Annotated in this window: 17 protein-coding genes and 1 pseudogene; 6 read left to right on the top strand and 12 right to left on the bottom strand. The window is 68.0% G+C overall.

What is annotated here, in order from left to right:
- Positions 1-66 precede the first annotated feature (66 nt).
- Positions 67-1,239 (top strand): PQQ-dependent sugar dehydrogenase, encoded by a 1,173-nt coding sequence (locus FHP25_RS20995; protein ID WP_178133670.1) that lies wholly within the window; start codon positions 67-69, stop codon positions 1,237-1,239.
- A 203-nt stretch (positions 1,240-1,442) separates the two neighbouring features.
- Here the strand turns inward: FHP25_RS20995 and FHP25_RS20990 are convergent, their stop codons facing one another.
- The gene (locus FHP25_RS20990) at positions 1,443-3,038 is read right to left on the bottom strand and encodes an ABC transporter substrate-binding protein (RefSeq protein WP_147848925.1); all 1,596 of its coding nucleotides are present in this window, start codon (positions 3,036-3,038) and stop codon (positions 1,443-1,445) included.
- Between the two features lie 284 nt (positions 3,039-3,322).
- Here FHP25_RS20990 and FHP25_RS20985 point away from each other — a divergent pair, with 284 nt between their 5' ends.
- The 3 genes from FHP25_RS20985 to FHP25_RS20975 all read left to right on the top strand — a co-directional run bounded on the left by FHP25_RS20985 (position 3,323) and on the right by FHP25_RS20975 (position 8,099).
- Entirely contained in the window at positions 3,323-4,315 is a 993-nt protein-coding gene (locus FHP25_RS20985; RefSeq protein ID WP_178133669.1) for an ABC transporter substrate-binding protein, read from the top strand.
- A gap of 69 nt (positions 4,316-4,384) precedes the next feature.
- On the top strand, positions 4,385-4,591 hold the full coding sequence (locus FHP25_RS20980; RefSeq protein WP_147848923.1) for a hypothetical protein: 207 nt from the start codon (positions 4,385-4,387) through the stop codon (positions 4,589-4,591).
- Positions 4,592-5,354: 763 nt separating this feature from the next.
- Complete coding sequence (locus FHP25_RS20975; protein ID WP_147848922.1) at positions 5,355-8,099, top strand: cation-transporting P-type ATPase; 2,745 nt, start codon at positions 5,355-5,357, stop codon at positions 8,097-8,099.
- 69 nt (positions 8,100-8,168) lie between these two features.
- Here FHP25_RS20975 and FHP25_RS20970 read toward each other — a convergent pair whose 3' ends face one another.
- Positions 8,169-8,993 (bottom strand): hypothetical protein, encoded by an 825-nt coding sequence (locus tag FHP25_RS20970; RefSeq protein WP_147848921.1) that lies wholly within the window; start codon positions 8,991-8,993, stop codon positions 8,169-8,171.
- 420 nt (positions 8,994-9,413) lie between these two features.
- Here FHP25_RS20970 and FHP25_RS20965 point away from each other — a divergent pair, with 420 nt between their 5' ends.
- Complete coding sequence (locus FHP25_RS20965; protein WP_147848920.1) at positions 9,414-10,007, top strand: MlaC/ttg2D family ABC transporter substrate-binding protein; 594 nt, start codon at positions 9,414-9,416, stop codon at positions 10,005-10,007.
- A 560-nt stretch (positions 10,008-10,567) separates the two neighbouring features.
- Here the strand turns inward: FHP25_RS20965 and FHP25_RS20960 are convergent.
- The 8 genes from FHP25_RS20960 to FHP25_RS20925 all read right to left on the bottom strand — a co-directional run bounded on the left by FHP25_RS20960 (position 10,568) and on the right by FHP25_RS20925 (position 17,833).
- Positions 10,568-11,206 (bottom strand): hypothetical protein, encoded by a 639-nt coding sequence (locus FHP25_RS20960; protein ID WP_147848919.1) that lies wholly within the window; start codon positions 11,204-11,206, stop codon positions 10,568-10,570.
- The gene (locus FHP25_RS20955; RefSeq protein ID WP_408068538.1) at positions 11,203-11,823 is read right to left on the bottom strand and encodes a DNA-processing protein DprA; all 621 of its coding nucleotides are present in this window, start codon (positions 11,821-11,823) and stop codon (positions 11,203-11,205) included. Before FHP25_RS20955 ends, FHP25_RS20960 begins: the two co-directional genes overlap by 4 nt.
- A gap of 532 nt (positions 11,824-12,355) precedes the next feature.
- Entirely contained in the window at positions 12,356-12,757 is a 402-nt protein-coding gene (locus tag FHP25_RS20950) for a GFA family protein (protein ID WP_147848917.1), read from the bottom strand.
- Between the two features lie 92 nt (positions 12,758-12,849).
- Complete coding sequence (locus FHP25_RS20945) at positions 12,850-13,650, bottom strand: enoyl-CoA hydratase/isomerase family protein (RefSeq protein WP_218578484.1); 801 nt, start codon at positions 13,648-13,650, stop codon at positions 12,850-12,852.
- Positions 13,651-13,832: 182 nt separating this feature from the next.
- Entirely contained in the window at positions 13,833-14,624 is a 792-nt protein-coding gene (locus FHP25_RS20940) for an SDR family oxidoreductase (RefSeq protein WP_147848915.1), read from the bottom strand.
- Between the two features lie 19 nt (positions 14,625-14,643).
- Positions 14,644-15,429: an SDR family NAD(P)-dependent oxidoreductase gene (locus tag FHP25_RS20935; protein WP_147848914.1), complete on the bottom strand. Its 786-nt coding sequence runs from the start codon at positions 15,427-15,429 to the stop codon at positions 14,644-14,646.
- Entirely contained in the window at positions 15,426-16,685 is a 1,260-nt protein-coding gene (locus FHP25_RS20930; protein ID WP_147848913.1) for an acyl-CoA dehydrogenase family protein, read from the bottom strand. Before FHP25_RS20930 ends, FHP25_RS20935 begins: the two co-directional genes overlap by 4 nt.
- A gap of 11 nt (positions 16,686-16,696) precedes the next feature.
- Positions 16,697-17,833, bottom strand: a complete 1,137-nt coding sequence (locus tag FHP25_RS20925) for an acyl-CoA dehydrogenase family protein (protein ID WP_147848912.1) — start codon at positions 17,831-17,833, stop codon at positions 16,697-16,699.
- A 33-nt stretch (positions 17,834-17,866) separates the two neighbouring features.
- Here FHP25_RS20925 and FHP25_RS20920 point away from each other — a divergent pair, with 33 nt between their 5' ends.
- Entirely contained in the window at positions 17,867-19,396 is a 1,530-nt protein-coding gene (locus tag FHP25_RS20920) for a tetratricopeptide repeat protein (protein ID WP_147848911.1), read from the top strand.
- Positions 19,397-19,452: 56 nt separating this feature from the next.
- Here FHP25_RS20920 and FHP25_RS20915 read toward each other — a convergent pair whose 3' ends face one another.
- Together FHP25_RS20915 and FHP25_RS20910 are read right to left on the bottom strand one after the other, a co-directional pair.
- Positions 19,453-19,743, bottom strand: coding sequence for a DUF6899 family protein (locus FHP25_RS20915; RefSeq protein WP_147848910.1), 291 nt, complete (start codon positions 19,741-19,743; stop codon positions 19,453-19,455).
- Positions 19,744-19,997: 254 nt separating this feature from the next.
- Positions 19,998-20,204: pseudogene (locus FHP25_RS20910) on the bottom strand (IS630 family transposase); the annotation flags it as partial.

Raw genomic sequence — 20,204 nt, 5'->3', positions numbered from 1 at the left:
GGAGGGATGCCTGGAATGACCCGGAACGGGAACTGTCCTGGCGCTCGCCGCGATTGGCTATCCCATGTGGCGGCATTCCTCATTTGTGCCGCCATCCCGCTTGGTGGTTCCCTCGCCCGCGTGACCGAGGAAGGAGTGCCCGCGGTTCCGGATGTTTCTCCGGAATTCGAGGCAGTGCCGATCGCGGGCCCGTTCGAGTTTCCCTGGTCTATCGCTTTTCTTTCAGACGGCTCCCTTCTCCTCACCGAACGGCGTGGCCGGCTTCAACTGCTTGAGCCGGAGTCGAACGTTCGCGAAGTAGCCGGCGTCCCTGCCGTCCTGTTTGGCGGACAATCCGGCCTGCTCGATGTTTCCGTTGATCCAGGATTCCACGACAACGGCATTGTTTATCTGTCCTATGTGCATGGAACCGAGGCGTCCTCCACGATCCGCGTGCTGCGCGCCAAGCTCGATGAGCAGCGCCAGAGGCTCAGGAAAAAACAGGTCATCTTTGAAAGCTCGCCACCCGCTCCAAGCAACGCCCAGCTCGGAGGCCGGATCGCCGTCACGAAAGACGGGTACCTCTTCCTGACGCTAGGTGATCGCTGGGAGGGTGAGCGTGCGCAGGATCTTGCCGATCATGCCGGATCAATCATTCGCATCCGCACCGACGGCTCGGTGCCTGAGGACAATCCCTTTGTTTCGGTGCCGGGAGCCAGGCCGGAGATCTGGAGCTATGGTCATCGCAACCCGCAAGGGCTCGCCTATCATGCGCCCAGCGGTCAGTTGTGGTCGCACGAGCATGGACCGAAAGGCGGCGACGAGCTCAATCTGATCATCTCCCGCCGCAACTACGGATGGCCGGTCATCACGCATGGCGTCGGGTATGACGACGAGCCGATCGGCGAGGGAACCGCCAAGGATGGCATGGAGCAGCCCGTTCATCACTGGACGCCCGCGATTGCGCCGTCGGGATTGGCTCTCGAAGGGCTTGACGATGTCACAGGGCTCTGGATTGGCGCTCTTGCCGGACAGGCGCTGGTGAGACTTGAGATCGAGAATGGGCGAATCACTGCCGACCAGCGCCTGCTACAAGGCGAGCTTGGTCGCATTCGCGACGTGCGCATCGACGCCGCCGGTCTTGTCTACTTCATCACCGATGGTCCCGCTGGCGCGCTGTACCGGCTCGCGCCGGCCGCCGAACTGGCGCACCAGAGGAAGCGCAACGCGCCGGACGAGAGGAACCGGAAGCGCCTCTGAGGCGCAGCTTCTGGGACGGTCTTGCGGCTCTGGCGTCCTGAAGCGGGTCAGAACTGCTCGAGTATCCGCCATTGCAGATCAGCGAGTCACACGCTTACCGTCATCCCGAACGCAGCGAGAGATCTTCCGCGAACGGAGCCTATCCTCGGGAGATCCGTTGCTGCACCAGGGATGACGCCCAACCTAGCGGGGCGAGGTGTTGGCTACTTGTCCAGCCACACGTCCTCGAAGCGCCAGCCGTTGTAGATGCTGTTGACCATCAGGGTGACGCCCTTGACGTGCGGCTGCCAGCAGCCGGCGGCCGTGCCATGGAAGATGATCGGGCGCGCGATGTCCTCCTGCAGCTTGCGGTCGATGTCCCACACCATCTGCTGGCGCTTCCTGAAATCCGTCTCGCGCGACTGGGCCTCGAACAGCCTGGTCATCTCGGGGCTGCAGTAGTTGTTGTAGTTGCGCAGCGAGCCGCAGGCGTAGTTCTCGAACAGGTTCTGGTCGGGATCGTCGACGGCGGCGCCGCTGAGGTTCAGCGCCACGGTGTAGTCCTTCTTGAAGACGCGATTGTAGTAGACCGCGGTGTCGATGATCTCGAGCTCACCGTCGATCCAGATATGCCGCAGCTGGTCGATCAGGATCACCGCCGGATCGCGGAAGGTGGCGATGTTGCGGGTGCTGATCTTGATCTTCAGCCGCTTGTCGGGACCGTAGCCCGCCTGCGCCATCAGCGCCTGCGCTTCCTCGCGGTTCTTCGCGACGTCGCCGTAGCCGACAATGGTCTTGAGCATCTCGGGCGGCAGCCCCCAGACGCCGTCCGGCGGCGGCAGCATGGTGCCGCCCATCGCGTTCTTGCCCTCGCTCAGGATGTCGATGAAGGACTGACGATCCAGCGCCAGCGCCATGGCGCGGCGGATGCGCGGATCATCGAACGGCGCCACGTCACGGTTGACGATGAGGTTGGTGCTGACGCCGCTGGCGCGCATGGTGCACTGCGCCTGCGGCGCATCCTTGCGGATGTTGGCCAGCAGCGGCACCGTGACGTCGGTGGGGAAGGTCATGTCGAAGCGGCCGCTGATGAAGGCCAGCATGCGGGTCGAGCGGTCCGGGATGATGGTGTACTCGATGCCGTCGAGGAACGGCCGGCCCGGCTTCCAGTAGTCGGTGTTCTTCGTGAGCTTCACGCCCTCGTTCATCTTCAGCTCGACGAACCTGAAGGGCCCGGTGCCGATCGGCTTGCGCCGCATCTCGGCGGGCGAGACATGGCAGGGATAGATCGGCGTGTAGCCCGATGCGAGCAGCGCCAGCAGCGAGGGCTGCCGGTGCCTGACATGGAACGTGACGTCGAAGTCGCCGTCCGCCGTCACTTTCTCGACATTGGTGTACCAGGCCGAGCGCGGGTTGCGGCGCAGCTTCTGCTCGCCGGCGCCGAGCAGCAGCTCGAACGTGCAGCGCACGTCCTGGGCCGTGAACGGCTTGCCGTCGTGCCATTTCACGCCCTGCCGCAGCTTGAAGGCGAGCTGCGTGCCATCGGCGTTCCAGGACCAGCTGGTGGCGAGATCGGGCACGATCGATTCGAAGCTGTTGCGGGCCACGTGCTGGTCGTAGATCACCAGGTTGTTGAACACCGCCATGAACGGCACCGCCACCGAGACGGTCGCCTCCTCGTGGATCGACGGGCTGGGCGGCGTGTCCATGTGCTGGATCCTGAGAACGCCGCCGTGCTTCTCAGCCTGGGCGGGGCCAGCCATCGCGGCCACCGATGTCACCACGCTGAGCAGAGCGAGACACGCGAGTCGGCGGTTCATGGTGGTTTCTCCCTCCCGCACGGCGCGCGCATCGGCAGCGGCGTCGGGATGACGGGTGATCCGGTCTGTTCCGTTCCCTTTGCTACGCCCGCATGCATCATACACCCGTACGGGCATCGCGCTACGTGGGGCGCGCACCTGGACGATCGCACCGCGCTGCGCCACTATCCCGGCGGCCCGCCATCACGCCCGGGCGCTGCTGCCGCGAAAGGCGGCCGGTGCCGGCTATGCCCGGCAAGCCGAAAGAGATATGCTCACCGCGAGTTCCTTGTGGGCAGAAGGCAATGCGGCGGCGCGAATTCATCAGCGTGGTTGGAGGTGCGTCGCTTGTCATGCCGCTGGCGGCGCGCGCCCAGCACCGGCAGGGCATGCGCAGGTTGGGCGTGCTGATGTCGGGTGCCCAGGATGACACCGACAGCGCGGCGCGCATCGCGGCCTTCCGGCAAGGACTTCAGGACCTCGGATGGAAGGATGGCGAGAACATCCATGTCGACTATCGCTGGGGCGCCGGCCGGCGGGCGCTGATCCGCCAGCACGCACAGGCACTGGTCGCGCTGGCGCCTGATGTGATCGTCGCCAGCGGCACCCCGGCCGTCGCCGCGCTGGCGACGCTGACCCGTTCCATCCCGATCGTCTGCGCCATGGTCATCGATCCGGTTGGCCTCGAGTTCGCCGAGAGCCTGTCGCGCCCGGGCGGCAACATCACCGGATTCACCTTCGTCAATCCCGAGCTGATCGACAAATGGACGGCGCTGCTCAGAGAGGCGGCCCCGGGCGTCCATCGCGCCGCGCTGCTGTACAATCCCGAGCGCAACCCTTGGTACGAGAGCTTCCTGCGGAAGGCCATCGCCGTGCCGCGGTCGGTCGCCATGAAGCTCGTGCCGATGGTCGTTGGAACGCTCGACGATCTTGCAATACGCATACCGGTGCTGGCCAGCACGCCTGGCGCGGGCCTGATCATCGGACCCGAGGCGTTCGTGCGCGGCCATTTTCAGCAGCTCGCGGCAGTCGCCGCGGCGAACCGGCTGCCGGGCATCTCGGTCTATCGGCAATTCGCCGTCGACGGCGGGTTGATGTCGTACGGTCCGGATACGCTCGAGATCTTCCGCGGGTCGGCAGGCTATGTCGACCGCATCCTCAAGGGGGCAGACCCGGCCACGCTCCCCGTGCAGGCGCCGACCCGCTTCGAATTCGCCATCAACCAGAAGGCGGCGACGGCGCTGGGCCTCGCCCTGCCGCCGACGCTGCTGGCCGCCGCCGACGAGGTCATCAAGTAGGACAGCCGAGATCACCGGGCCGGCGGCGCGGGAGAGATGTCGGGACAGACAGGCGATTGGGGGATGAACATGACGTATGATGAAGCCGCGGTCCTGGATGCGATGCGAAGCTTCCCGCGCGGCAGGCGCGTTCCGCGCCAGGACGTCCTCAACAAGACACACCTGCCTGTCGATCGCATGAACAAGGCGCTGGCCGGACTCGAGACGAGCGGTCACGTGCTGCTGGACGGCGACATGGTGAAGCTGAGCTCGGACGGCACGACGTTCGACACCTGAGGTGGCCGGCCTCGGCTTGAGCTGGATCAAGGTCGGCCGACCACGATGCGCTAGGCTTCCGGCGCACACGGCAAGACAACCGATCGGACGGTCACCGGGCGACAGTCGAAGCATGCGGTCACGCCCCAACAGTCGCGAACAGCGCAAATACGCGGGCCGGGTTGGCCGCCTGCGGCTGATCGGCTGCGTGCTTGCCGTGCTGCTGGCCCTGCTGGAGCAGGCCGCATCGCCCCTGGCCATGGCCGCGGTCACGTCGAGCCCACCGACCGCCGGCACGGTCGCATACGCTGCCGATCACCCCTCGCCCCGCGACAGCGGGGAGAGGGAGGGGCCCGTTGCGAAGCAATGGGAGGGTGAGGGGTACGCGCGATCAGTCCCTGTTCTTGCCGCATGGCTTGATCGTTCCTACCCCTCACCTTCCCATGCCTTCGGCATGGGCCCCTTCCTCTCCCCGCTTGCGGGGAGAGGAGACAGCAGCGAAACGTGCGGGGAAGCATTGGCGCCGGTGGCAGCCGGACTCCGGCTCGATCCGCCGCACGATCGCGTCCTGGCGCACCTGCCGCCGTCGGGCCGTGACCAGACGGTCCCGCCCTTGCGCCGTCCCCCGAGAAGCCTGCAGGCTTCCTAGCGACTGCCATCACGCCCACCTGCCGTCGCATAGCCGCAGCCTGGTTCCGTGCCGGTGGCCGCCGAAATGACGCGCGCGCTCGACAGGAGCGCGTCGAGAAATCGCCTCCGCCACAGAGATACCGAGTTGATCCGCATGAGCACGCTGACGCGCACGACGCCATCGGCCACAGGCGACGAAACCCCCGAGCGGGCCTGGCACGCCGTCACCGTCGATCAACTGCTGGCCATGCTGGCGACGGTGCCTGGCGGGCTGTCCGCCGGCGAGGTCGTCGCGCGCCGCGCCGCGCACGGCCCCAATGCCCTTCCCGAGCCGCCGCGCCGGCATCCGGTCCTGCGCTTCCTGGCGCAGTTCAACAACACGCTGATCTATTTCCTCCTGGCCGCGTCCGTCGCCGCCTGGATCCTGGGCCATCGCATCGACGCGGCCGTGATCATCGCCGTGGTGACGATCAATGCGATCGTCGGCTACATCCAGGAGGACAAGGCGGAGAAGGCGCTCAGCGCCATCAGGAAGATGATCTCGCCGCGCGCCAACGTCTGGCGCGACGGCCAGCGCACGAGCATCCCGGTCGCCGATCTCGTCCCCGGCGACGTCGTCGTCATCGAGGCCGGCGACCGCGTGCCCGCCGACATGCGTCTGATCCGGGCGCGCGGCATGCTGATCGACGAGGCGATGCTGACAGGCGAGTCCGTCGCCGCCGAGAAGCAGGAGGCGCCGGCCGCCGCGGACGCGCCGCTGGGCGACAGGCTCTGCATGGCATACTCGGGCACGCTCGTGGTCGGCGGGCAGGGCACCGGCGTCGTGGTGGCGACCGGCCGCCACACCGAGATCGGCCGCATCAGCGCCCTGATCGAGGGTGTCGAGCCGCTCACCACGCCGCTGCTGCGCCAGATCAACCGGTTCGGGCAGCGCTTCACTTGGGTCGCGATCGCCGCCGCCGGCCTGCTGTTCGCGTTCGCAACCCTGGCCCGCGGCTATCCCTGGCCGGACGCGCTGATCGCGGTGGTCGCGCTGGCCGTGGGCGTCGTGCCGGAGGGGCTGCCGGCCGTGATCACCATCACGCTGGCGATCGGCGTCCAGCGCATGGCCGCCCGCAACGCCATCATCCGCCGCCTTCCCGCTGTCGAGACGCTCGGGGCGACTTCGGTGATCTGCTCCGACAAGACCGGAACGCTGACGCGCAACGAGATGACGGCGCGGCGCATCGTCACCAGCGACCACGTCGTCATGGTCAGCGGCTCCGGCTACACGCCGGTCGGCGACCTGACGGCACAGGAGGGAGACGAGGATGTTGCTGCCCTCGAAGCCGCCGCGTCGCTGATCCGGTCGGGGCTGCTGTGCAATGACGGGCATCTGCGGCAGGCGGACGGCCAGTGGCGCGTCGAGGGCGATCCGATGGAGGGCGCCCTGGTCGCGCTGGCGATGAAGGCCGGCCTCAATCCCGGGCATGTGCGCGCGGAATGGCCGCGCTGCGACGAGATCCCCTTCGACGCCCAGCACCGCTTCATGGCGACGCGTCATGCTGCCGGCGGAGGCAAGCATGCGATCTTCGTCAAGGGCGCGCCCGAACGGCTGCTGGCCATGTGCGCAACCCAGGCGGCAGTCTCGGGCGGCCGCCCGCTGTATCAGGCCTACTGGACCGAGCAGATCGCGCAGGCGGCATCGCACGGCGAGCGGGTGCTGGGGTTCGCGATGAAGTCCCTGCCTGCCGGCGACGGGCGGCTGTCGATGGCCGACCTGGACCAGGGCCTGATCTTCCTCGGCATCGTCGGCTTCATCGACCCGCCGCGCGATGAGGCCATCCAGGCCATCGCCGAATGCCGCTCCGCCGGCATCGCCGTCAAGATGATCACCGGCGACCACGGCGCGACGGCCGCGGCCATCGCGCGCCAGCTCGGCCTCATGACGGCGCCCGATGTCGTCACCGGGGCCGACCTGGACAAGACATCGGACACGGCGCTGGCGCCGCTGGCCGCGCGGGCCGACGTGTTCGCCCGCACGAACCCGGAGCACAAGCTGCGCATCGTGCGGGCGCTGCAGTCGACGGGCGCGGTCGTGGCCATGACCGGCGACGGCGTCAACGACGCCCCGGCGCTCAAGCAGGCCGATGTCGGCATCGCGATGGGTCGCAAAGGCACGGAGGCCGCCAAGGAAGCCTCCGAGATGGTGCTGCTCGACGAGAACTTCGTCTCCATCGTGGCGGCCGTGCATGAGGGGCGCACGGTCTACGACAACATCCGCAAGGTGATCGCCTGGACGGTGCCGACCAACGGCGGCGAAGCCCTCACCGTGATCGCGGCGATCCTGTTCGGCTTCACCATGCCCATGACGCCGACCCAGATCCTGTGGATCAACCTGATCCTGACGGTGACGCTGGGCCTGGTGCTGGCCTTCGAGCCGTCCGAGCCCGGCGTCATGCGCCGGCCGCCGCGCGCCGCCGACGCGCCCCTGCTCTCGCCGTTCCTGGTCTGGCGGGTCTTCTTCGTGTCGGCCCTCTTCACGGCCGGCGGCCTGGCCATCTTCTTCTATGCGCTGCAGCGCGGCCTCGGCGTCGAGACGGCCCGCACGATGGTGGTCAACGTCATCGTGGTGTTCGAGATCTTCTACCTGTTCAACGTGCGCTACCTGCACATGACCTCGATCACGCTGCGCGGCGCGCTCGGCACGCCCGCGGTGCTGATCGCGCTCGTGGCCGTCGTCGTGGCGCAATTCGCCTTCACCTACGCGCCCATCATGCACGAGCTGTTCGACACCCGGCCGGTCGCCATCGGCGACGGCATGGTGGTCGTCGCTTCAGGCGTCCTGCTGATGCTCGTCCTGGAAGTCGAGAAGATAATGCTGCGCCGCTGGCGCGTGTTCGGCGGGATCGAGCCGTGAACGACAGGGCCCGATGGGCAGGGCATTGCGGTCTGCCGGCGCACACCTGCCAGCATGTCCCGCGATTGCTCATCCGACAATCTGGGTGACGGTGCCGTTGGGATCGAGGCGAAGAAGAAAGGCCGAGCTCTGATCGAAGGGTGGAACATCCGTCTCGGCCTTGGTGCTGTTGGAGCCGAGAAAGCCCGGCCTGCCGGTGCCGGGAGTCCTGGACTGGAAATTGTCCGGAGCATCCCCCTGGAAGAAGAGACGGGTTCTTCCGTCGATGCGATCCAGCGCCAGGGGCTTCTTGTACCCGCCGACCATGACCCGCCAGTCCGCGCACAGCTGCCTGGCGATGGACATTTCAACGACAGCTTCGATCGGCAGCAGCTCGACCGCCAGGATTTTTCCGGCAAGCGCAGCGCCGATGTCGTCATATGCCTTGCGCTTGTCCCGCCGGAGCTGGGCCGGTCCGGCGCTGCCTCTGGCGATGGCGTCGTCGTCCACCTCCCTCAGCGACTTGCCTTGCTGCGGGCCAGACGCGGCGCGCGTGTTGTAGAACACGATCTCCGGGTCGAGGGTGATATTCGGGCTGCAGAGCGCAACCGTCCGGGTGACCAGGCTGACCCCCGGGACCGGCGTGCAGGACATCTGCGGGCCACCGAGGAAGCAAAGGGTGGCTGACGGGGCCAGATCGGAGATGATCCGCGTCGTCAGGGCCGAAGCAAGCCCCTGCCAGCTGCTCGAGCCGCCCACGTCGGCAGAGCCCCGCACGTCGGGAATCGCTGCGACATACTGGTCGGCCCACTCACGGGCCAGCTCGTTTCTGTTGCTTGGCGCGGGATTGCGCCTCACGGCAGCGTCGGTCGTGGGGCTGCCGCCACGCGGGACGAGGATCACATCTCTTGCCATGGAGCGTCCCTCCTGTCCGATCTTCCGTATCGGGTGAAGTCCGCCACTCTTGACCAGGCTTTCCGGACACTTCCCAAGCCGGGCGTGAGATGCTCACGTGTTCCCGGACGACACGCGGCACGCATGGGTGCCAGCATTCCCTCGCGCCTGCAGGAAGGTCGTCAGCATCGTTGCGATGGTTGGCGCATTCTAAGACCGGGAAAATCCGGTCGCGTCATCCAATCGGATGAGAGGAGCCACGGAAACGCGACCGCAGCGGCGGAACGCCAAAGCCCGGCCGCGGCCCCTCGTGGGCGGATGCGTGCACCTGAGCCGGCAATCAGTCGGGCGTGACGTTTAGGTGACTGGGGAACTGTTGCCGTATCGCCTGCGTTGACGCGGCGCTGAACGGGATCATGCCCGTTCCACCGGAGGTCGCGTATGTCCATCCCTCTGTTGACGCGGCGTACAACCATTTGCGTCCTCAGCGTCGCGCTCGTGAGCCTCGCGGCCGCAACGCCAGCTCTCGGCAGCGATCCGGCCGATGTCGTCAGGAATGGCGCCAACCGCATGCTGCAGGTGCTCAAATCAGGCGCGTCCGATGCCGAGCGCAGGGCGACCCTGAAGGAGGTGCTCAACCAGTCCTTCGACCTGCAAGCATTCGGGCGCACCGTCCTGGGCCGGCATTGGAAAGGCGCCACGCCGGAGCAGCAGCGGCGCTTCCTGGCGGCCCTGGAGAAGGCCGAGGTCGCCGCCTACGCCGATCGCTTCAAGGAGTATAGCGGCCAGACGCTCAAGGTCGGCAAGACGACGACCAATGGCGCCGTGCAGCTGGTCAACAGCGAGATCATCACGCCGAACGATCCGCAGCCGGTCCGGATCGTCTGGGAAGTGCAGAACGGCAAGATCACCGACGTGATCGTCGAAGGGGTGAGCATGGCCGCGACGCGGCGCTCGGACTTCAACGCCTACATCCAGAAGAACGGCCTCGACGGGCTGATCGCGGAGCTGGAGCGGCGCACCCACGGGTCCTGACCGCATAGATTGACCGGAAAAGCACCATCGGCGCGTCGCTGCGCGCACCTCGTCCGAACTGCGGCACGTCACTCATTCCTCGCCGGCTCGACCGGTGACGGCGGCGCTTTCGTCCGCGTGGTTGTCTTTCCGCACGCCGTGCATCGGAAGCTCACCAGCTCCCAGCCCTGATCCAGCACCGGATGCGGCTCGGCGCGCACGAGACTCGTGGGCGCGCGGCAATACATGCAAGGTGGACGGCGGTCCATGCCAGTCTTCCACGGGCTCGCTCGCCTGCAACGTGGCGCAAGCCAATAGCCCACCCGGACGGTCATCCGGGCAGGGTTGAGCTCAGGCTGCACCAATACTTGCGTCAACTTCGAGGATAACCAACACGGCAACGAACCAGCGCGGCATGAACGCCTCCCCTTCGCAATCTGCGGAACGCAGCTGCGTATCTTTCTTGACCTGGCCGCAGCGTTGTCGCCGATTATGGTCGGCGCCGGCACGGATTGGGAAAAGACAGCGGGGCTTTGTGGCGAAACCGCGGCAAGGCCACCACGGCGCTGCGATTGCCAGGGTCAGCTGCCGATCGTGAACGGCGGCAGGTTGAGCGGTTCCGGCACCGCCAGCTTGACGGTCTGGGCGGCGCACAACGCGATCGTGACCGTGGCGCCCAGCGCCCGCAGCTTCTTGGCGCAGGCCACCATATGCGCGCCCGTGGTCACGACATCGTCGACGAGAACCACGTTGCCCGCGACCTGCTGCTCGGTGCAGGCCAGCACGGTGCCGAGATAGTCGATGTCGCGCGCCTTCTTGTTCCCCTGGTGGGCCGGCTTCATGGCTTCGGTGAAGTGGAGGATGGGCCGCGCCCGGCCGCCACCGTACTGCGCCACTGCCGCCGCCATGCGGCCGGCCGTGAAGTTGCCGTCCGCGATCGTGTGCGAGGAACCGGGGACGCCGACGATGATGGCATCGGCGATACCGAGCGATCGCACGCGCCGGGCGCCCCACTTGCCGAACATGCGCAGCACGTCGGCGCGATTGCCGGAGCTGAGCTTCACCGGCAGGCCGTCGAGGTCGACCATGTCGGTGGCGCGGATCGTGGTCGTGTCCTTCTTGATGATCTTCACGACGCTGGACATCTGCAGCTCTTCACGGTTGCGGCCACCGGTCAGAACGGTGCGATAGGCGCCGAAGGCATGAACAATGAGCGTCATCGGGTCCTCACATGCTCGAGGATCTGTGAAGCGTTCTCCAGAGCGACAAAGCGCTCGTACGCGGCGTATTTGGCGGGCCAGGTCAGCGTGCGATCGTCGAGCACGGCCCGCGCCACGAACAGCCAGCGCCCGAGCCGCACGCATTCGTCGGCCTGGTGCAGCGTGCCCGATCCGTCCGCCGCCTCGACGATCACGCTGGCATCGGACAGAGCGCACATCAGCTTGTTGCGCGCCGGGAAGTTGCCGGGCCGGACCTGCGCTCCCGATGCGAACTGGCTGACCAGCAGGTGCTCGCGATAGACACGTTCCTGCAGGCGCGCATTGGCGGCGGGATAGGCCTTGTCGAGCGGCGTGCCGATGACGCCGACCGTGCGGCCGCCGGCCTCGATCGCAGCTTTCATCGCGGCGCTGTCGACGCCGTCGGCCAGGCCCGACATCACGACAATTCCGTCTGCGACAAGCGCTCGCGCCAGGGTGCGCGCCGTCTCCTCGCCGGCCGCGGAAACCCGGCGCGATCCGATCACCGAGACGCATGCGAGCCGCAACAGCGCAACATCACCGGCGACAAAGACGGTTCTTTCACCGGCTCGCGTCTTTCGTCCCGAGGCGGGCTGCAGACCACGGCCCGTGCCGTCGAGAAGGCTACCCAGCGATGTTTGCTTCCAGTCGGCCGGCGGGGCGTACCTTGCTGCCATCAAGTGCACCAATCGGATGCATGAATGAATACCGTTTCCAATGCCCCCAGGCGTAACTAGTGAAAGCGCTCACTTATGTCAAGGCGCGCCCGACAAGTGATTAAAGCAGGCAGGTCGCAGAAAGGTGCGGTGCACGTGTGCCGATGCAGAGGCACAGAGGAGCACAGAGGAAAAAATGCAGCCTCTCTGTAAGGCTCTGTACTACTGACCTCGAGAATGTTCGCTAGCCGCGGCGATTTGAGTAGCCTTCATGGTGAGCTTGTCGAACCATGAAGGCGTGGAACGGGCAGTGGTGCGGCGCTTCATGGTTCGACAAGCTCACCATGAAGCACTTTCTTCGCCATTTGGGTTGTGCAGCCAACGGCCGCTGTGTCTCTATGGTTACGACTTCATGTCGGCGCCGCACCGCTCCCTGTGCGCGACGAGCGGGCCGCTCCCGCGCGAAGCGGGCACGCTAGAACCAGAAGTCGCGAACGCAGCGTCCATCGCGCGGGAGGTCGTCGAACGTGTCGAGTCCATCGAAATGGTCGATGGGAAGATCGGCAACCGCTTCCGGCAACGCCAGACGGAGATTGACGGCGATGCGGCGGCGCCCGTCCGGCTGCAGGCGCAGGCCCCGCCAGCACAGCACGCAACCGCATGTCGGGCAGAAGCGGATCTCGAGCGACGGATCGGCACTGTCGGCGCGCGTGTAGGCCACGCTGGGCCCGGAAACGCGGATGCGCTCGTTCTCGTAGTCGTAGGCCCACAGAGCGCCATAGCGGCGGCAGAGCGTGCAGTTGCACGCCGTGACCGAACCGGGATCGCCGTCAAAGGTCCACTGGCACGCGCCGCAATGGCAGGAGCCTGTCAGCATGGAACGATCTCCCTCGATCCGAACGAACCGAGGGATCCTTCGAGGATCAAGGCTCCAGCCGCAAGGGTTCCCTCGCCACCCGCCGCCGCGGGTCATGCGTCCTTGTAGACGGGCGGGCGCTTCTCGATGAAGGCGCGCATGCCTTCGGCGAAGTCGGCGCTGCGGGCGCACAGCACCTGGTTGCGGTTCTCGATGGCCATGGCGGCCTCGAGGCCGGGCGCGTCGACGGCGAGGTTCAGCCCTTCCTTGGTCAGGCGCAGGCCCATCGGGGCGGCTGCCAGCATCTCGTCGACATAGGACTGCGCCGCCGCTTCCAGCTGCGCGTCGGGAACGACCTCGCTGACCAGCCCCGTCGCCAGCGCGCGCTGGGCGTTGATGAAGCGGCCGGTCAGCATCAGCTCCGACGCGACCGAGAGGCCCACCAGCCGCGGCAGGAAGTAGCTCACGCCCATGTCGCAGGACGACAGGCCGAGCCGGATGAAGGCGGCGTTCATGCGCGCGCTCTCGCCGGCGATGCGGATATCGGACGCCAGCGCGAAGGCGAAGCCGCCGCCGCAGGCGGCGCCATGAACCAGCGTGACGATAGGCTGCGGGCAGCGGCGCATCTTCTGGTAGACGTCCGCCAGGTAGCCCTGGAAGCCGAAGCCGCCGCCGAAAGGCTTCTCGCCCTCGCCGGCCGCCGCCTTGATGTCCAGGCCGGCGCAGAAAGCGCGGCCGGCGCCGCGCATCACCACGATGCGGCAGGAACGGTCGTGATAGAGCCCGCCGAAATAGTCGGCCAGCTCGCCGGCCATGCGCGTGTTGATGGCGTTGAGCGTCTCGGGCCGGTTCAATGTCAGCCAGTGGACGGCGCCGCGCGGCTCGACCAGGAAGGTTTCGTAGTTGTGCGGCACGTCGGGTCTCCTTCGAATGGCTGGCAAAGAGGAAAGGGCTTGCCCGATCCCGGCATGTGGCGCGCAGCTCAACATGGCACGTCAATTACACGCGCATGCTTTGGCCGTTCCTACCCCTCACCTTCCCATCGCTTCGCGATGGGCCCCTTCCTCTCCCCGCTGTCGCGGGGCGAGGGGATTTTCTACATCAGGCCGACGCCACGGCGCTCGCTGGCGTCGCCGAGCTGGGAGCCGCCGTCGCAGTCGAGGATCGCGCCGGTGACGTAGCGGGCCGACTCGCTCACCAGGAACACGGCGCTCTCGGCCACCTCGGCGATCTCGCCGTAGCGGCGCAGCGGGATGCGGCCGGCCAGCGCCTGCGCCGCCTCGTCGGTGGGCGTGAGGCGCGCCATGCCCTCGGTGCCGGCGATCGGCCCGGGCGAGATGCCGTTGACGCGCACGCCCGACGGACCCCACTCCATCGCCAGCACGCGGATCAGCTGGTTGATGCCGGCCTTGGCGGCGCAGACATGGGCCTGCAGCGGCGCCGGGTTGATCGCCTGCCCGGCGGTGATCGCGATCAGCGCCGCGCCCGGCCGGCGCAGCAGGTCGAAGCTGGCGCGGAACACGTTGAAGGTGCCGTTGAGGTCGATATCGACGACCGTGCGGAAGCCGTTGGCCGACATGCCCATCGCGGGCGCCACGAAATTGCCGGCGGCGCCCGAGATCACGATGTCGAGCGGCCCGAGCGTGCCGGCCGCCTGCTCCAGGGCGGCGCGGATGGCGCCGTAGTCGCGCACGTCGCATGACAGGCCCAGCGCGCCCGCCCCGATCGACCCGGCGGCGGCAGCGGCCTTCTGCGGATTGCGCCCGGCCACCGCCACCTTGGCGCCGAGCTCGGCATAGCGGCGCGCGATGCCGAGGTTGATGCCGCTGGTGCCGCCGGCCACGAACGCGACCTTGCCGGCCAGAAGGTTGTCCTTGAATGCGCTCATGCTGATCCTCCGTTGCCGTTCACCGGCCCTGCTGGCCGTCGTCGACGCGGACGCTGGTGCCGGTGACGGCGTCGGAGGCCGGGCTCACCAGGAACAGCAAGGTCGAGTCGAGCTGCGCCGGATCGCCCAGGCGCTTGCGCGGGAAGTGGGCGGTGATGTCGCCCATGCGGCTCAGCATGCCGTCCATCATCTCCGAAGCGAAGGCGCCCGGCGCGATGGCGTTGACGTTGATGCCGTAGGCGGCCCACTCGACCGCCAGCGCCTCGGTGATGCGCACGACGGCGGCCTTGCTCACCGAGTAGAGCGCGGCGCCGTTGCCGCGGTAGTTGTAGGCCGCCGACGAGGCAATGTTGACGATACGCCCGGGCTTGCCGGCCGCGATCAGGCGGCGCGCCACCTCGCAGGAGAGCACGTAGGGGGCGCGGATGTTGATGTCGATCACCCGGTCGATCAGCTCCAGCGGCATCTTGTGCGCGCGCTGGGCGTCGGGAATGCCGGCGTTGTTCACCAGGATGGTGACCAGGCCCAGCGCCTGCTCGGCCCTGGCCACGGCGGCCACCAGCTGGCCGGCGTCCGTGGCGTCCATCGCCACCGGCTCGGCCTGCCCGCCCGATGCGCGGATCTCCGCCGCCACCGCCTCCAGCCGCTCGACGCGCCGCGCCGCCAGCGCCACCTTGGCGCCGCAGCTTGCCAGCACCTTGGCGAAGCGCAGCCCGAGCCCCGACGACGCGCCGGTGACCAGCGCGGTCTGCCCGGTCAGGTCGACGGAATTGTTGGGCAACGGATAGCTTGCGACGCTGCTCATGACTTGGCCCCGCCGCTGGTGGGGATGTCCTTGAAGGGCACGTCCTTGTCGACGCGGATGTCGCCGGGCAGCCCCAGCACGCGCTCGCCGATGATATTGCGCAGGATCTCGTCCGAGCCGCCCTCGATGCGGGTGGCCGGCGAGCGCATCAGCAGCGCCTGGAAGCGGCCCTCCTGCGGGCTCGCCTTGTCCCACACGACGCCAGCCTGGCCCTGCAGGTCGAGCGCGAACATCGCCAGCTCCTGCATCGTGGCGCCGGCCACGAGCTTGCCGATCGAGCTTTCCGGCCCCGGCGTCTGGCCCTTGCTCAGGGCCGTGATGGCGCGCATGCCGGTGTACCTCAGCCCGCTCTGGCGCACCGCGAACTGGGCCAGCCGCGAGCGCACCGCGGCATCGTTCACCGCCGGCTCGCCGTCGACCTCGGCCTCGAGGCAGAAGCGGAACAGCTCGGGGAAATAGGTCGACATGCCGGTGCCGATCGACAGCCGCTCGTTCATCAGCGTGGTCAGCGAGACCTGCCAGCCCTGCCCGACGGCGCCCAGGCGCTGCGCATCGGGGACGCGCACGTCCTTGAAGTAGACCTCGTTGAAGCCCGACTGACCGTTGGCCTGCTTGATCGGCCGCACCTCGACGCCCGGCGTGCGCATCGACAGGAAGAACATGGTCAGCCCCTTGTGCTTGGGCACGTCGGGGGCAGTGCGGGTGATCAGCAGGCCCCAGTCGGAATGCTGGGCGCCGCTGGTCCAGATCTTCTGGCCGTTCACGATCCAGTCGCCGGAGCCGTCCTCGGCAGGCATGGCGCGCGTGCGCAGCCCGGCCAGGTCGGAGCCGCCGGCCGGCTCCGAGAACAGCTGGCACCAGATCTCCTCGCCCGAGGCCAGCGGCGGCAGCAGACGCTGCTTCTGCTCCTCGCCGGCCCAGGCCATGACCGTGGGGCCGCACATGCCGTGGCCGATCACGAAGGGTCCGGAGAGGGCGCTGTAGATCCCCTCCTCCTGGCTCCAGATCACGCGCTCGATGGGTGAGCGGCCGCCGCCGCCATATTCCTTCGGCCAGTGCAGGCAGGCCCAGCCCGCCTCGGCCTTCTTCTTCTGCCAGGCCTTGGCAGCGCGCAGCGGGTCCTCGCTCTGCACGGCGCTGGAGCCGAAGCTGGCGCGCTTCAGCTCGGGCGCCAGGTGCCTGGGCGCGTTGGCGTCGATGAAGGCGCGGGCCTGGGCGCGGAACGCGGCTTCCTCGGGGGTGTCGTCGAAATCCATGTCCGCCTCCGTCAGGCCGCGGCGTTGATGTTGCCGGCGCTCATGCGCTCGATCAGCAGGCTCTCCCAGGTCGAGAGCGAGCCCAGCGCCAGCGCCAGCGCGTTGGAGCGGCGGTAGAAGAGATGGCAGTCGAAGGCCCAGGTGAAGCCCATGCCGCCGTGCACCTGGATGTTGTTCTTGGCGCAGTGCTGGAAGGCGGTGGTGGCCGAGACCCGCGCCGTCGCCGCGGCCACGGGCAGCTCGACGGCGCCAGAGGCCAGCGCCCAGGCGGCGTAGTAGCAGTTCGAGCGCGCCAGCGTGGCCGAGACGTACATGTCGGCCAGCATGTGCTTGATCGCCTGGAACGAGCCGATGGGACGGCCGAAGGCCATGCGGTCGAGCGCGTAGTCGCGCGCCATCTCCAGCGCCCGGTCGGCGCCGCCGACCTGCTCGAAGGCCATCAGGATGGCGGCGCGGTCCATCACCTGGGTGGTGATGTGCCAGCCATCGCCCGATCCGCCCAGAGGCTCGGCCGGCGCGCCATCGAAGGTGATGCGCGCCTGGCTGCGCGTCGGGTCGATGGTGCTCAGCGTCTCGCGGCTGACACCGGGACCGGCCAGGTCGACGACGAACAGCGAGAGCGCGCCGGCGCCGCTGCCGCCGCCTGAGCGCGCCAGCACGATAGCCATGTCGGCCGCGTCACCGTCGGGCACCGGCGACTTCACGCCCGACAGGCGCCCGTCCGCCACCACCGCCTGCACCTTGTCGGGCGTCATGCGGCCCTGCCCCTCGGCGAAGGCGAAGGTCGCCACCGCCTTGCCGGCGGCAAGCCGCGGCAGCCAGGCGCGCTTCTGCGCCTCGGTGCCGGCCTGCAGCAGGAACTCGGCGGCGAGATAGATGGAGGACGCCGCCGGCACCGGCGCCAGCGCCCGGCCGAGCTCCTCGGCCACGACGCACAGCTCGAGATGGGAGAGGCCGACCCCGCCATATTCCTCGGGGATCGCGGCGCCCAGCACGCCGAGCTCGGCGAGGCCCTCGTAGAGGGCGCGGTCGAACGAAAGCGGCCCTTCCAGCACAGCGCGCACCGTGGAAGGTGTGCAGCGCGCCTCGAGAAAGCGCCGGACCTGGTCCTTCAACGCCTTCTGCTCTTCAGAAAAATCCAGGTTCATCTGCCGCTCCGCGGACGTGGTCGCAAGGCGTTCATGCGCAAAAGACCCTCCCAGGCGGAACATCACGACAGAGCTACTCCCTGCATCGATGTCGCCGTCGTCATTGTCAGCGGCTGCGCATCGGGCGCCATGGCAGTTTGCCGTCGCGCTCCGCTGTGCGCCATGTGCTCCATCGCCGGCATCCTACTGCGCCTCCTCCGCCGATCGCCATTGCCGTGTCCCGCATGGCGATCGCTGCGGCAGAATCGGCCTGATCGCCGGCCAGCCGCGCTCCGGCGCAGCGGTCGCGCCGCAACGGCGCGGCTGCTGGGCGCGGTTGTCGCCTTCCGCGCGGCAATGGAGGAGCTGACCCGCAAGCGCGTGCCGCTGGATTGGGCGATGACACAGAGCAACCTTGGCCTCGCGCTGATGCGGCTGGGCGAGCGCGAAAGCGCGACCGAACGCCTGGAAGAGGCGATCGCGGCCTACCGGGCGGCGCTGGAGGAGCTGACCCGCGAGCACGCGCCGCGGATGTGGGCGGCAACACAGACCAATCTCGGTGCCGCCCTGATGCGGCTGGCGGAACGGGAGACCGGGACGGCACGTGTGGAAGAGGCGGTTACGGCCTATCGCGCGGCACTGGAGCTGTTCAACCGCGAGCGCCTGCCGCTGGACTGGGCGAGGACGCAGACCAACCTTGCCACCGCGCTGGTACTGCAGGGGATGCGGGAGAGCGGGACCGCACGTCTGGAGGAAGCGGTTGTCGCCTTTCGCGCGGCGCTGGAGGAGCACACACGAGAGCGTGTGCCCCTGGACTGGGCGAAGACACAGAACAACCTTGGACTCGTGCTGATGATGCTGGGGTCACGCGAGAGCGGCACGGCACGCCTGGAGGAGGCGGCCGCGGCCTATCGCGCGGCGCTGGAGGAGCACAGGCGTCGGCGCGTGCCAATGCAATGGGCCACGACGAAGGCCAGCCTCGGCAATGTCCTGGTCAGGCTGGGCGAGAGGGAGCGTGGCACGGCGCGGCTGGAGGCAGCCGTCGCCGTCCACCGCGCCGCGCTCGAGGAGGTGACCCGCGAGCGGGCGCCGCTGGATTGGGCGATGACCCAGGCCAATCTGGGCCTTGCGCTGATGTTGCTGGGCGAACGGGAGCGCGAGACGACACACCTCGAGGACGCGGTGGCGGCCTACCGCGCCGCGCTGCAGGAGTACACCCGCGCGCGCGTGCCGCTGGACTGGGCGATGACCCAGGCCAGCCTCGGCCTTGCGCTGGCGCGGCTGGGCGAGCGCGAGACAGGGGTGTCGCGCCTGGAGGAAGCGGTGGCCGCCCACCGCGCGGCGCTGCAGGAGAGCAGCCGCGAGCGTGTGCCGCTGCGATGGGCGACGACGCAGGCCAGTCTCGGCCTCGCGCTGATGATGCTGGGCGAGCGGGAGCGCGACATGGCACGCCTGGAGGATGCGGCCGCGGCCTGCCGCGCGGCGCTGGAGGAAATGACCCGCGAGCGGATGCCGCTGGAGCGCGAGAAGGCACAGGAGAGTCTCGACCGGACGCTCAGGCTGCTCGCGGCACGCCGCGGGTGACACCTCACGTCACGGACAGCCGGCTGATCCCGCTCCGGCGTCGCGCTCAAGGCGGATCAGCCCCTGGATTTCGGCCTGGCCTGCAGCTTCGGCGAGTTGAGGATGCCGTACACGTCTCCGTCCTCGGCGATCTTGATGTCCTCGTATGGCGCCGTCACGCGCCGGTACAGCTCCAGCTTCGCGCACTCCAGGACGCCGACGACCTCGTTGAGGCGTGCGTAGCTGAGCTCTTGGCGGCTCAGGTATTCATCCACGAGGCGTGTGATCTTGTAGTTCAACTCGCCGGGGGTCTTGGGCGACCCGCCGGCATCCAGCCGATCTCGCGCTTCCCGATTGACGTACGGCATGTGCCGGAACTCCCAAGATGCCTTCGCCCAGCGGCAGCCCATCGGCGATCATGATCAGCGTGAGCGCCGGATGGTCCGCGAGGATGCAGCGGCTTCCAGGTGCACCAGGGCATCCCAGTCAAATCCGACCAGCTGCTCGTTGCTGCCCCGAATGCACCAGCCGCGATCAAAGGTGCAACCTTGGCTGCTGTCAACCCGCCCCGACCGGGGCTATGTCGACAACGTGAACCGCGGCTAGTACCTGTGCCCAGAGATTATGACTCTTTGGCTGCGTCTGGATAGGCGCGAGCGAGCTTTGTGCGAGCGCGTTGGGTGGTGAACATCCATTTGATGCGAGCGGCTGTCGCGTTTCGCTGGCGCTCCCAGGCGGCGATTTCGGCGTTGAGCGTGTGGCGGTCTGCGATGCGGCGGTCGAGGCACTGGCCGCGCAGCACGCCGATCTCGATCTCGACCATGTTGAG

It is taken from the genome of Vineibacter terrae (assembly GCF_008039615.1).
In the GTDB taxonomy this organism is placed as follows: domain Bacteria; phylum Pseudomonadota; class Alphaproteobacteria; order Reyranellales; family Reyranellaceae; genus Vineibacter; species Vineibacter terrae.
This window is presented reverse-complemented; position numbering and strand designations above follow the sequence as displayed.